Source organism: Streptantibioticus parmotrematis (genome assembly GCF_019890615.1).
In the GTDB taxonomy this organism is placed as follows: Bacteria; Actinomycetota; Actinomycetes; order Streptomycetales; family Streptomycetaceae; genus Streptantibioticus_D; species Streptantibioticus_D parmotrematis.
Map to the genome: position 1 here is coordinate 90705 of NZ_JAINVZ010000008.1, position 15014 is coordinate 105718.

13 protein-coding genes are annotated in these 15014 nt (G+C 73.1%); 9 read left to right on the forward strand and 4 right to left on the reverse strand.

The features are described 5' to 3' along the window. The first annotated feature begins 7 nt into the window (after positions 1 to 7). The gene (gene efeO, locus K7472_RS14245; RefSeq protein ID WP_222977824.1) at positions 8 to 1201 is read left to right on the forward strand and encodes an iron uptake system protein EfeO; all 1194 of its coding nucleotides are present in this window, start codon (positions 8 to 10) and stop codon (positions 1199 to 1201) included. Positions 1202 to 1338: 137 nt separating this feature from the next. Next, entirely contained in the window at positions 1339 to 2595 is a 1257-nt protein-coding gene (gene efeB, locus K7472_RS14250) for an iron uptake transporter deferrochelatase/peroxidase subunit (RefSeq protein WP_222977826.1), read from the forward strand. Positions 2596 to 2663: 68 nt separating this feature from the next. Here the strand turns inward: efeB and K7472_RS14255 are convergent, their stop codons facing one another. Continuing rightward, complete coding sequence (locus tag K7472_RS14255; protein ID WP_308013909.1) at positions 2664 to 3809, reverse strand: DUF1152 domain-containing protein; 1146 nt, start codon at positions 3807 to 3809, stop codon at positions 2664 to 2666. 28 nt (positions 3810 to 3837) lie between these two features. Then, positions 3838 to 5271 (reverse strand): coproporphyrinogen-III oxidase family protein, encoded by a 1434-nt coding sequence (locus tag K7472_RS14260; RefSeq protein ID WP_222977832.1) that lies wholly within the window; start codon positions 5269 to 5271, stop codon positions 3838 to 3840. Between the two features lie 674 nt (positions 5272 to 5945). On the opposite strand from K7472_RS14260, the gene K7472_RS14265 reads away from it, so the two are divergent. The 7 genes from K7472_RS14265 to K7472_RS14295 all read left to right on the forward strand — a co-directional run bounded on the left by K7472_RS14265 (position 5946) and on the right by K7472_RS14295 (position 13846). Then, positions 5946 to 7223, forward strand: coding sequence for an MFS transporter (locus K7472_RS14265; protein ID WP_222977834.1), 1278 nt, complete (start codon positions 5946 to 5948; stop codon positions 7221 to 7223). Next, a complete protein-coding gene (locus K7472_RS14270; RefSeq protein ID WP_222977836.1) occupies positions 7220 to 8584 on the forward strand; it encodes an ATP-grasp domain-containing protein in 1365 nt (454 codons plus the stop codon). The genes K7472_RS14265 and K7472_RS14270 overlap by 4 nt, the downstream gene beginning before the upstream one ends. 4 nt (positions 8585 to 8588) lie before the next feature. Next, positions 8589 to 9884: an ATP-grasp domain-containing protein gene (locus tag K7472_RS14275; protein WP_222977837.1), complete on the forward strand. Its 1296-nt coding sequence runs from the start codon at positions 8589 to 8591 to the stop codon at positions 9882 to 9884. Next, positions 9881 to 11152 (forward strand): MFS transporter, encoded by a 1272-nt coding sequence (locus tag K7472_RS14280; RefSeq protein WP_222977838.1) that lies wholly within the window; start codon positions 9881 to 9883, stop codon positions 11150 to 11152. The genes K7472_RS14275 and K7472_RS14280 overlap by 4 nt, the downstream gene beginning before the upstream one ends. 87 nt (positions 11153 to 11239) lie before the next feature. Further along, on the forward strand, positions 11240 to 12415 hold the full coding sequence (locus tag K7472_RS14285; protein WP_222977840.1) for a GNAT family N-acetyltransferase: 1176 nt from the start codon (positions 11240 to 11242) through the stop codon (positions 12413 to 12415). Positions 12416 to 12510: 95 nt separating this feature from the next. Beyond that, entirely contained in the window at positions 12511 to 12900 is a 390-nt protein-coding gene (locus K7472_RS14290; RefSeq protein WP_222977842.1) for a BlaI/MecI/CopY family transcriptional regulator, read from the forward strand. Between the two features lie 4 nt (positions 12901 to 12904). Beyond that, on the forward strand, positions 12905 to 13846 hold the full coding sequence (locus K7472_RS14295; RefSeq protein ID WP_308013910.1) for a M56 family metallopeptidase: 942 nt from the start codon (positions 12905 to 12907) through the stop codon (positions 13844 to 13846). Positions 13847 to 13946: 100 nt separating this feature from the next. On the opposite strand, the gene K7472_RS14300 is transcribed toward K7472_RS14295, so the two are convergent. Together K7472_RS14300 and K7472_RS14305 are read right to left on the reverse strand one after the other, a co-directional pair. Then, a complete protein-coding gene (locus tag K7472_RS14300) occupies positions 13947 to 14177 on the reverse strand; it encodes a hypothetical protein (RefSeq protein ID WP_222977844.1) in 231 nt (76 codons plus the stop codon). A 205-nt stretch (positions 14178 to 14382) separates the two neighbouring features. Further along, positions 14383 to 14910 (reverse strand): hypothetical protein, encoded by a 528-nt coding sequence (locus K7472_RS14305; protein WP_222977846.1) that lies wholly within the window; start codon positions 14908 to 14910, stop codon positions 14383 to 14385. Between the last annotated feature and the right edge of the window lie 104 nt (positions 14911 to 15014).

Below are 15014 nucleotides of genomic sequence, written 5' to 3' on the forward strand. Positions count from 1 at the left end.
GTCACCCATGTCCTCTCGCCCCGGCAGACCCACCCGCCTCCTCGCCGCCGCCACCTGCCTCCTCGGCCTGGGCGGTGCCCTGACCGCCTGCGGCGGCAGCACGCACGGGCACAGCACGTCCTCGGCCAAGGCGGCCGGCGGCGACCCGCGCAAGGCCGTCGTCGACATCACCGCGGCCGACGGGTGCAGTGTGAACACGCGGTCCTTCCCCGCCGGGGCCCTCACGTTCAACGTCACCAACAAGGACGCCACCGCGGTCAGCGAGGTGGAACTGCAGAGCGGCGCCCGCATCGTGGGCGAGAAGGAGAACCTGCCGCCCGGCTTCTCCGGCAGCTTCTCGGTGAACGTCGACGCCGGCAGCTACACCCTGTACTGCCCGGGCGCGCAGCAGGAGAACACGCCCCTCACGGTGACCGGCAAGTCCGCCTCCGGCGGCGACACCGCGACCGGCACCCTGCTCGCTCAGGGCACCAAGCAGTACGCCACGTACGTCACCGGCCAGGTCGGCTACCTCGTGCAGACCAGCGAGGCCCTCGACAAGGCGCTCCAGGGCACCGACCTGGCGGCAGCCCAGCAGGCCTACATGAAGGCCAGGCCGTACTACGAGAAGATCGAGCCGGTCGCCGAGTCCTTCACCGTCGGCAAGGACAACCTCGACGCCGACATCGACGCGCGCACCGGCGACGTCCCGGCGGCGCAGTGGGAAGGTTTCCACCGCATCGAGCAGGGCCTGTTCCAGGACAAGAGCCTCAAGGGCCTGACCGGTTACGGCTCGGGCCTGGTGGCGAACGTCAAGAAGCTCCAGACGCTGACGACCGGCCTGACCTACAAGCCCTTCGAACTCGCCAACGGCGCGCAGGAACTCCTCGACGAGGTGGCCAGCAGCAAGATCACCGGTGAGGAAGAGCGCTACTCGCACATCGACCTGCTCGACTTCCAGGCCAACGACGAAGGCGCGGAGCAGGCGTTCGCGTCCCTCCAGCCCGCCCTGACCAAGATCGACCCGCAGCTGACCCGCACCATCGCCACGGCCTTCGGCTCGCTGGACAAGCTGGTCGACTCCTACCGCACCGGCTCCAACGCGTCCGGTTTCCAGCTCTACACGACGCTGAACGACACCGACAAGCACAAGCTGGCCGCCGCCGTGAAGGCCGTCCAGGAGCCGCTGTCCCAGGTCGCGGGCAAGGTCGCCAACAGCTGACGACCGCGGTGCGGGCGCGCCACCCCTGAGGCGCACGACACCACCAGCACGCCACGCCACGAGCCATCCCACGCCCTGCCCGGACCGCGCGCCGCGATCCGGGCAGGGCGCCGAGCCCGCAGACGGAAACCACGAACATGAGTAGCAAGTCAGTGCCGAGCAGACGCAACCTGCTGGGCGCCGCCCTGGGCGCGGCGGCCGCCGGTGCCGCAGGCTACGCGGTGGCGCACGAGACCGGCCACGCGGGCGGTTCGCCGGCCGCCGCGCGGACGCAGGAACCCGTCCCCTTCTACGGCGCCCGGCAGGCCGGCATCGCCACCCCCGCCCAGGACCGGCTGGCCTTCGCCGCGTTCGACATCACCGCCACCGATGCCGAGTCCGTGCAGGTCATGCTCGGCACCTGGGCGGCCGCGGCGGCCCAGATGACCCGGGGCCTGCCGGTCGGCGCCGACGACCGCAACACCCAGTCGCCACCGGTGGACACCGGGGAGGCGGAAGGCCTCGGCCCGGCGCGGCTCACCGTCACCGTGGGATTCGGACCCACGTTCTTCGACGAGCGCTTCGGCCTGTCGCACCACCGGCCCGCCGCCCTCGCCGACCTTCCCACGCTCCCCGGCGACGGCTCGCTCCAACCGGAACGCAGCGGTGGCGACCTGTGCGTGCAGGCCTGCGCGGACGATCCCACGGTGGCGTTCCACGTCATCCGCAACTTCGCCCGGCTGGCCCGTGGCACCGCGGTCATCAGGTGGTCGCAGCTCGGCTTCGGCCGTACCTCCTCGACGTCCCAGGCCCAGCAGACCGAGCGCAACCTCATGGGATTCAAGGACGGCACACGCAACATCAAGTCCGAGAGCGGCACGGACATGGCGGACTACGTGTGGGTCGGCAAGGAGACCGACCAGTCGTGGATGCGCGACGGCAGCTACCTCGTGGCCCGGCGTATCCGGATGCTCATCGAGTCCTGGGACACCGACAGCCTCGCCGACCAGCAGAACGTCTTCGGCCGATTCCGCACCAGCGGCGCACCCCTGACGGGACACGGCGAGTTCGACACACCGGACCTGAACGCCAAGGGCCGCGACGGGCAGCCCGTCATCCCCGCCGGAGCCCACATCCGGCTGGCGAGCCCGTCGAGCAACAACGGCCAGAAGATCCTGCGGCGCGGCTACTCCTACACCGACGGCATCGACGCCACCACGGGCCTGCTGGACGCCGGGCTGTTCTTCCTCGCGTACCAGAAGGACCCCCGCAAGCAGTTCGTGCCGATCCAGACCCGACTGGGCCGGCAGGACAACCTCAACGAGTACATCCGGCACACCGGCAGCGCGCTGTTCGCCGTCCCGCCCGGTCTGAAGGGCGCGGGGGACTGGTGGGGCAAGTCGCTGTTCGCGTGAACGCCGGCACCGGGCACCGGGCACCGGCGTTCACGCGGGTCCGGCGCCTCACACCCGGGCTCGCTGCCTCACCCCCGGGCCGCGCCTGTGGGAAGGCGCAGCAGCGGCGCGGCGTGCAGGTCCGGGCGGACGCGGGTCAGCCGGGACCTGAACTCGACCGCGTCCCGGCCGCGCAGGCCCAGGCCCTCGGCGGCGCAGCGGAACGTGGCGTAGCGGGCGGTGGGATGCCGTGCGGTGACGCCCGCCGCCCACGCGTCCAGCGCCGCCAGCGCGCCGCGCACCCCGCCCCCGGGCGCGCCGTCGCCGACTCCGCTCCTCAGCTCCGCCGCCCGATCCCTTTCGCGTTGCACTTCGTCGAACCCGCAGACCCGCAGGGCGACGTGCTCGGCGTCGCGCAACGTCGGGCACTGCCGCGCGTACAGGGCGTGCGCGAGGCGGTTGAGGCTCAGCACGGTGGCGAGCGGAAGGCGGAAGACCGCGGCGCTCGTCCGGGTCAGCGGCACCGGGCGGCTGGTGTCGCGCACGAGGCAGCCCCCGCGCAGACCACCGGCCGCCGCCGCGAGCAACGCGCTGGCCTCGGAAGGATGCCAGTCGAAGACCCCGGACACCGCACGGCAGTGCTCCGCCGTGAGCGTGAACGTGTCGTCGCCCAGTCGCGGTGACAGCACTTCCTCGGGGATCTCGCCGTCCAGACCGGGTCCGGCCACGTGGACTCGCGTGGCGACGCCCGCGGTGGCGCAGGCGGCGACCACCAGGGCGTCCGGCAACGGACTGAGCAACGTGGGCTCGTCCCCCCGGGCGAGGACGTCACCGCCCACGTCCACGACGTCCACCCGCCCGGCGCCGTGGTGCTCCACGACCTCCTGGATCTGCCGGGCCAGCCCGGGCACGCCGCCGTACGGGTCCAACAGCCCGATGTCCGAAGCGAGTTCGGCGGACAGACGCGGAAGCGTCGATCCGGCGGGTGCGACGGGGCGGGTGTCCGGCGTGAACAACGGGACGTGCGGCGTGAGGTGGCGCAGCCCGGTGAAGTCGGCGGCTGCGCGCGGACCCGGTACGGGGTCCACCACCAGGCGTTCCCACGAGTAGCTCAGCATCACGACCGGCCGGTCCGGGTACAGGGCGTGCGCGACGACGGCCGTGCCGATGGGGTCACCACCGCCACCGGCCGCTATCACGACGCGCTTGCCGGGGTGCCGCAGGGATCCGGTCACGAGGCGTCCCGTTCCCCGGCGGAGCGGTTCAGCGCTCGGCCTTCGCGGTCAGGCCGGAGATGCGCACCGGCTCGCCGATCGCCTTGCGGGCCCGGGCGTTGCCGTGGTGCAACCCCTCGTAGTACGCACGGTCCCGCTCGATCACCTCCGGCGAGAACAGCATCCAGGACAGGATGTCCCGGTATTTGAAGCCGTCCGGGGTCAGCTGGACGCGGTCGGTGGGAAGCCTGCGCAGCAGCCCCAGTTCCTCGGCCGCGCCGAGCACCGGCTCGAAGAGGTGGGCGGACTCCCGGTACCCGAACCGGTCCAGCTCGCGCAGGTCCAGGTCGAACAGGTCGAGCACCAGGCGCTTGCGCATGCGTTCCTCGTCCGTGAGCACGAAACCGGTGCGCGGGGTCAGTGTGTGCTCGCGCGCCGACCTGATGTACTCGCCCACCTCGGCCATGCTCGGCTTGACCGCGCCGACCATGTAGTCGACGGTGCTGCTGTAGCTGCGCGCCCCCGCGCCGAGGCCCAGCAGCGGGACGCCGTGGAACGTCAGCACCTTCTGCTGGTAGCCGCCGCGTCCCAGCCGCTTGTAGCGGACGTTGGACTCCTGGACGTAACCCGCCTGCTTGAAGCGCTCGTTGGCGTAGTCGTAGCGCTCGTAGAGCCCCGGATCCCACATGTACTGGTACTTGCCGGTCCTGGAGAACCAGGCGTCGGGGCGGACCGTCAGGAAGTAGGTGCTGATGGTCTCCGGTGCCAGCAGGGCGAGTTCGTCCACCGAGTGCCGCCAGCTCGCGTCGGTCTGGCCGGCGAATCCCATGATGAGGTCGGTGGACAGGTTCGGCAGTTCCAGGTCGCGGACGATGGCGACGGCCTCACGGATCACCCGCTCGTTGGCCTGCCCCCGCCCGGCGGCGCGGATCTCCTGCGGCACGAGCGACTGGATGCCGATGTTCGCCCGGGTCAGGCCCATCGCGATGAGCCCGCGCAGGGTCGCCGGCTCGTTGACGATGGAGTCCGGGGTCGCCTCGATGGCGACCTCCTCCACCGTGCTGCGCCAGTTGGGGTAGACCTCGTCGAGGGTGGCGAAGAGCTGCTCGAAGTGGCGTGGGCCCAGCAGGCTCGGGGTGCCGCCCCCGATGTAGACGGTCCGCAGCCGCCGGCTCTGGATGACCTCGGTGTGATCGCGGATCTGCGTGCACAGCGCGTCCATGTACGCGTCGTACACGTCGGCGTCCTCGGAGATGACGGTGTAGAGGTTGCAGAACCCGCATTTGTAGCGACAGAAGGGGACGTGCAGATAGAGGTTGAGCTCGGGGACCGTGTGGTGCGTTAAGTCGCGCGCCCAGATGTCGTCGGCACGCAGCGAATCGGGCAACGGCCGGTAGGCCGAGCGGGAGGGATAGGCGTAGTTGAACGGTGGAATGACCCCCTCCGCCAGATAACCGGCGAGTTCGTCCCTGACGTTGTTCACAGGTGCCCTCCTTGTTTTCTCCGTGCTTTTCGTGGTGCGCGGCCTCAACGGAATGGCCGGGGCGGGGTGCGGGAGCGGCTCGATGGTGTCGCCGTGTCGTGCGAAAGAGCGGAGCGCGCCGGGGTGATGGGCGGGAAACCGCTCTCCGACGGGCGAGCGGGAAACCGCTCTCCGACGGGCGAGCGGGAAACCGCTCTCCGACGGGCGGAACACAGGCCGTTCGCGCACGGTGGGGCGCGGGAAGCCGCCGGGGGCGAGGCGCGCGGACGGGTGTCGCGCCCGGGCCGAGAACCTCGGCGGCAGAAGCCCGAAAAGGCCCCGGGCGGCTGCCTCGACAAGTAAATACACGTCAGGTGACGTGCCGACAGGCCCGGATGCTACGAGTCGTCACATTGCCTCGCACATCCCGCTCGTGTCTTCCTACGAACCTCGTCCTCGATGCCGGTTCGGGGGATCGGCCGTGCCACACTGCGAAACCGGCGCTGAACGCGGAAGGCTTCCGCCGCGCCGATCCGTGAGGTCTCCGCATCGCGGAAAACCCGAGGTCTGATCGGGTGGGTGAATTGCGCGGAACCGCAATCACCAGGAATTTCACGTCAGTTGGAACCGGTGGCCGAAGAGCGCGCCACCATGGACACGGGGGCGGTGAGAACGCTGTGACCGGACGAGCCGGTGTGCGCGAGCCTGTGGGATTACGGGCCGTACTGGACGTGACCGGGCCCTGGCTGCCGCTGATCTCGTTCCTGGCCCGGCTGCCGGCCGGACTGTGCCCCACCGGGACCCTGGTGATGGTGACCTCGCTGGGCGGCATTCGCCGGGCGGGCCTGGTGGCCGGATGCCTGTGGGCCGGTCAGGCGGCCGGTGGACCGTTCATCGGCCGTCTCGCGGACCGCCGCGGACAGCGCCCGGTCCTCCTCACCGCTTCCCTGCTCAACGCGACGGCCACCGCCGCGCTGGTCGCGTCCGCGCTCGGCTCCCGGCCGACGGCGGTCCAGGCCGTGTGCGCGACGGTGGCGGGCCTGACCGTGCCGCAGGTCGGTCCGCTCTCGCGCAGCCGCTGGGTCGGGCTGGTGCGAGGACGCCCCGACGCACCGGCGCTCGCGGCCCGGGCGGTGTCACTGGACACCACGCTCGACGAAGTCGGATTCATGGTCGGCCCGGCCCTGGTGGGCGTGCTGGCGCTGCTCGTCGGCCCGGCGGCGGGTGTCGGCTGCGCCGCCGTGCTCATGCTGGTGTTCGGCACGGCCTTCGCTCTGCACCCGACCGCCCCGCCCGGCGCACCGGCGGCGCCGGACCGCACCGAGCCGTTGCTGTCCCCTTCGCTCATCGCGCTGTGCGGCATCGCCGTGTCGCAGGGCTGCCTGTGGGGTGCCACCAACGCCGGGATCAACGCGCTGGCCCACGGCCCGGGGGAGCAGGGGGTCGCCGGGCTGGTGTGGAGCGCGATGGCGGTCACCAGCACCCTGGCGGGCCTGGCGGTGACGGTACGGTCCCGGGGCCCGGCGACAGCACGGCAGTTGCGGACCGCGGTGGCCTGCGAGGCGGTGCTGACGTGCTCTCTGCTGTGGGTGCGCGGATTCGCCGGGGCCACCGCCGCCGTGGCCGCGATCGGATGCGCCGTGGCCCCGCTGCTCATCGCGGTCTTCGGGCTCGCCGCGCGGACCGCCCCGGCCGCCCGGATGGGCGAGGCGATGACCCTGCTGGGCAGCGGGCTGATCGCGGGGCAGGGGATGGCCGCGATGGCGGCGGGCCAGGTGGCGTCCGCCCACGGTCCCGGCTGGGCCTTCGGCCTGGCCTGCGCCGCCGGAGCGTGCGCGTCCGCCGCGGCCTTCGGCTTCGTGCGGACCGGTGTGCGGCGGCCGGTGGCCGTCGACCCCACGACGACCGGTCCCACGACCACCGACCCCTTGATCCCACCGCAACGGGCCGCTCCGTCCGAAGGAGGAACATGACACCGCGCCAGAAACCGGCGCTCCTGGTGATCGAGGCGCTGGCGACGGCCGGCGAGTACCTCCTCGACTCCGCGCGACGCCTCGGCCTGCGCGTCTTCGTGGCCACCCACGCGGACGTCTTCGCGGCCTACCCGCCTGCCCTGCGCGCACGGATCGACGGTGTCGTGTTCACCGACTTCGGCGACCCGGACGCCGCGGTGAGGGAACTGGGCGAATTCTGCCGGGCCGCCGGGGTGGGAGCCGTGGTGGCGTGCTGGGAGTTCACCTCACCCCTGGCCGCCGCGCTCGCCGCCGAACTGGGGCTGCCGGGGAACGACCCGACGCGTGCGCACGGCTGCCGCAACAAGCTGAGGATGGCCGAGTTGTTCCACCGCCACGGTGTGCCCGCCCCGCGAACCGTCCCCACGGAGCGTGACGGCGACCCGGTCCGTACTGCCGAGGCGGCGGGGATCGGCTACCCGCTCGTGGTGAAACCGGCGGAGGAGGCCGGGTCCATGGGGGTGTCCGTGGTCGCCGGACCGGACCGACTGCCCGCGGCGGTACGGCTGGCCCGCTCCTGGCCCGTGGAGTTCTCCCACGGGTTCCCCCTCGACGACACCGCACTGCTCCAGGAGTACGCGGACGGCGCGGAGTTCAGCGTGGAGACCGTCGTGTGGTCGGGACGCGCCCAACACGTCGCGATCACCGCGAAGTTCACCACAGGCGACGGCAGCCGCGCCGAACTCGGGCACACCGTCCCCGCCGCACTGGACCCGGCGGACGCACGGCTGCTGTGCTCCGCGGTGGACGCGGCGCTGGAGGCACTCGGTGTGACCGACGGCCCGGCCCACACGGAGGTGAAGCTCACCGGCGACGGCGCGGCCCGCGTCATCGAGGTGGCCGCCAGACCGCCCGGCGGTCACATCGTCCGGCTGGTACGGCTCGCCCGGGGCGTCGACCTGACGGCGGCTCAGATCAAGGTGGCGTTCGGATCGGAGCCCGACCTGGAACCGCGAGCGGACGGCGCCGCCGCCATCCGCTTCGTGACCTCACCGCACGCCGGAGTGCTCACCGCCGTCCACGGCCTGCCCCGCACGGGGGACGTGGTGGGCGCCGCGCGGGTGACCGACGTGGCGATGTACACCGAGCCCGGCGCGGCGGTGACCGGTCCACGGGACAACCTCGGCCGCCTCGGACACGTGATCCTCGAAGCGGCCTCCGCCCGGGAGGCCGACGCGGCGGCGGCCGTCGCGATGGCGGGAGTGGTCGTGGACGTCGACCCCGCCGGAGCCGACGACACAGCGGAAGCCACGGCCGGGCGGACGACGCAGTCCGGGACGACCAAGACCAGGACCATGACCGTGACGACGGATTCGGAGTGACGCGGTGCGACGCATAGCCTTCCTGCGGTCGGTCGAGATCGAGAGAGCCGTTCCCCACATCGGCCTGATCGCCCCCGACCTGGAGGCGGCAGGCGCGGTGGCGGGACTGTTCCACACCGACGGGGAGTGCGCCGAGGGGGAGTTCCCCGGCGAGGCGCGGAGGATCCCCGCGGACGCCTCGCCCGGGTGGATCGCCGACACCATCGAGGCCTGGGGCGCGGACGGCTACGTCTCGCTCTCCCTCCCCGACGAGAACGCGCTGCGCGACGCGGTCGTCGGAGAGATCCTCGCCGACCGCGGCATCCCCGGGGTGACGCACTCCGTACGCGCCACGGCCCTGTTGGCCAACAAGCACGAGACCAAGGTCGCGGTGTCGGCGGCGGGCCTCACCACCCCACCGGGCCTGCTGATGGACGGCGACCTGCTGGCGGGACGCAACCTGCCCGTCCCCGCCTACCGCGACGCCTTGCGACGACGGGCCGCCGCGCTCGGATTCCCGCTGCTGACCAAGCCGTTGTGGGACAACCTCAGCAGCGGCATCCGCTTCCTGCGCGACGCCGAGGCGCTCGACGCCTACCTGAAGGAGCCGTACGACGGCAACGCGGTCCTGGAAACCTGCCTGACCGGTGAACTGTGCTCGGTGGAGATCGTCGGCCGGGACGGCGAGTACCTCGTCCAGCCGTTGGTGTGGAAGGGCCGCACCGGCGGCGAACCGTCCTTCCTCTTCGGCCAGTTGCGGCACTGCGCGCCACGACCCACGAGGGAACGGCTCTTCGGACCGGTGGCGAAGCGGTTGGTGACCCTGTGCCGGGAGCTGGACCTGAACGGTGTCGTCGAGGTGGAGATGATCCACGCCGACGGCGCGTTCCACGTCATCGAGATCAACCCCCGGATCTCCGGTTCCACCGCCATGTCGATCGCGGCCTCGGAGTGCAACACCTACGCCTGCCTGCTGCACATGCTGCTCGGCGACTGGTCCGCGTACCGCGCCGGTCTGCGCACGCGGCGCCGCAGGTGGTCGCTGGAGTTCCCGGTGGGCCACGTCACCCCGGAGTTCGAGCGGGCGGCGCGGGCCGAGCTGGACGTGGTGAGGGTGAGCAACCTCGTCATCGACGGCCGGGACCACGGCGGCAACATGGTGCTGGCCTGCGCCTACGGCGAGGAGGAGCGGCTGCTGCGCGGGCTGGAGCGGCTGGAGTCGCGGTTCGGCACCATCGGCCGTGGGGTCGTCGAGGAGGTCGAGGACGTGGTGTCCCGTCACTGCCGCACGCCGGCCGAGACCGCACCGGCCACGCCATGACGACCCGTACGGACCGCCCGGCCGCCGCCGGACGGCGCACCGGATCGCGACTGGGCCTGCCCGAACTGGCGGGCCACGGGCGCCTGGTGGGCGCCAACCTCATCGACAGCCTGGGCACCGGACTGGTGCTGGCCTTCACCGTGGTCTACTTCGCCAGGACCACGTCGGTCCCGCTGGCGCAGATCGGCACCGCGCTGAGCCTCGGGCGGCTGCTGTCCCTTCCGGTACCGGCACTGGTCGGCCCGCTGCTCGACCGCTACGGACCGCGTCGCGTCGCGGTGGCGGCCAACCTGGTCTGCGCGGTGGGATTCCTCGGTTTCCCGGCCGCGCGCTCGCTCTGGTCGATCGTGCTGACGCAACTGGTCGTCCAGGCCGGGACCACCGCGTACTGGACGTCCAGCCGCTCGCTGGTGGCACTGGCCGCGTCGGCCCCGCAGGAGCGCCCCCGATGGTTCGCGCTGGTGTCCGCGCTGCGCAACACCGGCATGGGACTCGGCGCCCTGGTGTCGTCCGCCACCGTGGACGTCGCGGGCGCGACCGGGCTGCGTGCGGTCGTCGTCGCCAACGCGCTCACCTTCGTGGCGGCGGCGGTGCTGATCGCCGCCTGGTCTCCTGGGTCCACTTTAACTGGGCCGATGGATAAAGGAATTGACGTCGAATCAAGCGGCTTCGGGTACAAGGCGGTTCTCCGGGACCGCGTCTACCTGCGGCTGGTGGCCGCCAATCTCGCCTACGTGCTCGGCGCGATGATGCCGTCGGTCCTGCTCGCGGTCTACGTGACCGCGAGCGTCCGCTCGCCCGCCTGGCTGGTCGGCGTACTCCTCGCACTCAACACGGCGGTCGTGGCGACCGCGCAGACCTCGACGTACCGGTTGCTGGAACGCCACCGGCTCTCCCGGATCGCCGCGGCGGGACTGGCGGCCGACGCGGTCGCGTTCGTCCTGTTCGCCCTCGTCCCGTCGGGCGGTGGGGTCCTCGCGGGGGCGTGCCTCGTCTCCGCCACGCTGGTGTTCACCGCCGCGGAGGTCGTCGGATCGCCGTCGCTGAACGAACTGAGCGTGCGCCTGTCCGCGCCGCACCTGCACGGGCGTTACCAGGCGGTCTACCAGATGTCGTGGGCCGTCGGCGGCGCCCTCGCGCCCGCGCTGCTGACCGGACTGCTGGCCCTCGGGCCGCTGTGGCCCTGGATCGCGCTGGCCCTCGGCAGCGCGGGGGCGGCGGCCGTCGCGCTCACCCTGGACGGCCGCCAGGTCGATGCCGCCACGTAACAGCGCACCCGGCGCGGGAGAGCCGCAGCGGCATGCCATCAGGTCCGCGAGGACGAGGACGACGAACACGAGCCGGGAGCACACACCATGCGGGTCCACAGCGTCGACGCCATGACCGACGTCGATCCCACGGCCTGGGACGGCCTCGCCGCACCGGCGAGCTTCTACGCCACGCACGGCTGGCTCGCCTCCCAGGAGGACCCGGACACCGGGCCACGCCACTTCGTCGTGGAGACGGACACCGGCCGCCCGCTCGGCGCCGTCGCCACCTACCTGTGCCGCCGCGTGGCCAACCCTAACTACCGGGTGGGCGCGCTCTTTCCCGACCTGACGGACCTGACGACGCCTCAGGGGCGACCGGTGCTCCTGGCCGGCGGCACCCAGGGGTACCACCACCCGCTGCTGATCGCCCGCGACCTCACCACCGCCGACCGGCGGCGGGTGCTGGACCTCCTGGTGGCGGCCGTACGCGAGTACGCGCGCGAGTCGGCCGACGGCGTCACGTGGTGGCTCTACCTGCCGGACGGCGACGCGAGAGAACTCGCCCGGTGCCTCGGCACGGCACCGCGTCTGGTGCGCGGTGACTGCGCCATCCACCTGCCGGGCGACTCGTTCCACGACTTCCTCGCCGCCTTCCCCTCCCGGCGTCGCCGGATCCTGCGCCGCGAGGACGAGGCGTTCGAGGCGGCAGGACACGAACTGCGGCGACTGCCGTTGTCCGCGTGCTGGCGGGAGGCCGGGGCCCTGCTGGCCCGCACCCAGCGGCGCTACGGCCATCGCGTGGACGACGAGGAGATGGCCACGCTGCTGCGGCGGCAGTCCGAGGCCACCGGGGACTCCGGCACGGTGCACGGATGCTTCGCCGACGGCCGCATGGCCGGCTTCTGCCTCACCTACGCCGTCGGCGACACCCTGTACGCGCGGGCCTCCGGCTTCGACTACGGCCGACTCGGCGGTGCCAAGGAGCACTTCAGGGTCTGCTACTACGATCCCGTCCGCCTCGCCTACGCCACCGGACGGCACACCTACCACCTGGGCGTCGGCTCGTACCGCACCAAGACGCTGCGGGGCGCGGCCGTCACGCCGCTGTGGGCGCTGTGCGACGGCGACCCGCGCTGGACCCGTGAGGCCGCGGCCGACCACAACGCCACCACCGCCCGCACCCTTCTCGCGGACATCCCGCCGCACGCCCTGCGGGACCCGTCCTCGTGGCCGCTCGTCGGCCTGCGCGGCACGACCTCCGCCGTCTTCTACGTCTCGTAGTACCTTTTGTTCGGTATGACGCCCCGAAGGCACGCCGGTGCGACGCGGTCGGCCGGGTGCGGGCGGGGGTCGACGAGGCGGAAGGGCGGTGGCAGGTGGCAGGCGATGCGCACGGGGACGGGCGACGGCGTGCCCGGGGCGAGCTGGAGGGCGAGGTGCTGGCCGCGCTGTGGGCGGCCGGCGAGCCCGTGACGGCCGCGGCGGTCCACGAGCGGATCGGTGGCGGCACCGCGTACACCACGGTCCTGACCATCCTGACGCGGCTGTGCGGCAAGGGCCTGGTGACCCGGCGGCGGGAGGGGCGCAGCCACCTGTACGTGCCGGTCGACGACCAGCCGGGGCTGGCCGCGGCGGGCATGCACTCGTTGCTCGACGAGGGCGGTGACCGCGCGCAGGTGCTGGCCCGCTTCGTGTCGGAGCTGTCCGCCGAGGACGAACGGCTGCTGGAGCGGCTGCTGCACGGCGACGCCCGCGGGCAGGGGTGACGTCGTGTTCTGGCCGTTGCCGATGTACCTGCCGCTGCTGGTGAGCACGGTGCTGGCGCTGGTCGCACCATGGGCGGGCCGCAGGATGCCACCGCGGACGGGGGCGTGGGCCATGGCCGGCGCGGCGGTGGTGGCCGCGGGGACCTGGGTGACGCAGCTGGCGATCCTGGCGTTCACCGCCGTGAGCCGGTTTCCGCTGGTGGCCGCGCGCGGGCGCTGGTCGGTGGGGGTGCTGGCGGCGGAGGACCCGGTCAGCCGTGAGGTCGCCGCGGTCTGCGCCGGGGTGGTGCTGACCGTGGCGGTCAGCGTGTCGGTGGCGTCGTGGCGGCGGGGCCGGGCGATGGTCGGAGCCTGGCGGGAGTGCCGACGGCTCGCGACGGGCGGGGACCTGGCCGTCCTCGACGACCCGGTGCCGACCGCGTTCGCCGTGCCGGGCCGCCCGGGGCGGGTGGTGGTCTCGTCGGGAATGCTGCGGTTGCTGGACGCGCCGGAGCGCCGGGCCCTGCTGGCCCACGAGCGGGCGCACCTGCGCCACCGGCACCACCTGTTCCTGCTGGTCCTGCATCTGGCCGCGGCGGTCACCCCGTTGCTGCGGCCGGTGGAGCGGGCCGGGGCGTTCGCCGTCGAGCGGTGGGCGGACGAGGAGGCCGGCGCGGTGGTGGCGGACCGGTCGCTGGTGGCCAGGGCCGTGGCCCGTGCGGCCCTGGCGGCCGGCCGGGCCCGTCCCGGGGCGCTGTCCGCCACCGCAGGCCCGGTGCCGCAACGGGTGCGGGCCCTGCTGGCGCCGCCGGTGCCGCGCCGCAGAGTGGAGGTGGCGGCGTTCGCCGTGCTGATGGTGGTGTGTTGCGCGAGCCTCGCGGTGGCCGCCCGTGACACCGACCGGCTCTTCGACGCCGCGGGCGTGCACGCCCACGCGGCCGCGGCGCATCTGCGCGCGCTGCGTTGACCGACCGGGCGGGGGTGGGCGGCGTAACGCGCTGCTCGGTCGCCGTGCGTAGACGGCGGAACGCGCTGCTCGGTCGGGCGTGCGTGAACGGCGGGACGCGCTACTTGGCCGCCGTGTATATCAGCAGTGCCGCTCCCGCGAGCACCGATGTGCCCACGATGACGAGCAGCGTGCTGACGATCACGAAGACCACCAACTGACCCGCCCGCACCAGTGCGGTGGGCTCCTCGGCCCGCTCCGCCCGGGAGGCCGTCCGGTTTCCCGCACGGGACCCCGCCCGGGCGTCACGGTGCGAACGGCCCCGGTGGCCCGGGGTGCTGGTGTCGGTCATGGGGTCCTCCGGTGGCGGTTCGGGCGGATGTCTTCCGGGGCGAACGGTTTCGTGGCGTGCGTGCGGTGTGCGCGATGTGTGAGACGCGTGACGGGCGCGCGGAGTTCACGCGGGTGCGCGCGGGGCATTCTGGCGGCGTCCGCCTCGTGTGCCCGCGGAGGCGCCGCCGTGCCACCGGTCACCGGAGGCGCCGCCGTGCCACCGGTCACCCGGCCGGGCCGGTGGTCCCGCCGGGGGCGGCCCGGCCCCGGCGTGGGAAGCGGATGGTGGAGACGACGAACACCGCCGGATTTCGCGGGTCGTCCAGGTCCACCGTGATCTCGTGCGCGGGGCGCGGCGCGGGCGCGGCCAGCGTCGTCCCGGCCCACCGGTGACCCGGCGGGAAGCGCCAGCCGACCTGCCCCTGGCGAGCGGCCGAGACCTCCACCGCGGTCATGCCCTCGCGCAGCCGCGCCGGGCCGGTGCCCAACCGGGCCAGGAAGGCGCCCAGTCCGGCCCGGTCGGTGGTGAACCGCACGTAGAGCGAGTCGGCCTGCCATGAGTTCGCCTCGTAGAACTCGACGTCGTGGGCGCCCGGCGGGATCGGCACCTGGTAGACGCCGCACTGTACGGCCGAGGGCGTGCCGCGCACCAGCCCCGCCGTCTGGGCCCGCACCTCGCGCTCCGACGCCGCGCTGTGACTCTGCAGTCCCGAGACGACGAGGTAGCCGACCGAGATCGCCGTCAGCAACACGGCGACACTCCGCCGGAGCCGGGGACTGCCGGGTGGGCCGGTCACCGCGGGCTCGCCCGCCCGTGGCCCGCCGTCGGCGGCCGTGCCGCGCCCGCCGCGTCCGC

What these genes read in the sequence shown, in the direction of transcription:
- efeO (WP_222977824.1), top strand. Translation starts at nt 8, where the DNA reads ATGTCCTCTCGCCCCGGCAGACCCACCCGCCTCCTCGCCGCCGCCACC.
- efeB (WP_222977826.1), top strand. Translation starts at nt 1,339, where the DNA reads ATGAGTAGCAAGTCAGTGCCGAGCAGACGCAACCTGCTGGGCGCCGCC.
- K7472_RS14270 (WP_222977836.1), top strand. Translation starts at nt 7,220, where the DNA reads ATGACACCGCGCCAGAAACCGGCGCTCCTGGTGATCGAGGCGCTGGCG.
- K7472_RS14280 (WP_222977838.1), top strand. Translation starts at nt 9,881, where the DNA reads ATGACGACCCGTACGGACCGCCCGGCCGCCGCCGGACGGCGCACCGGA.
- K7472_RS14285 (WP_222977840.1), top strand. Translation starts at nt 11,240, where the DNA reads ATGCGGGTCCACAGCGTCGACGCCATGACCGACGTCGATCCCACGGCC.
- K7472_RS14300 (WP_222977844.1), bottom strand. Translation starts at nt 14,177, where the DNA reads ATGACCGACACCAGCACCCCGGGCCACCGGGGCCGTTCGCACCGTGAC.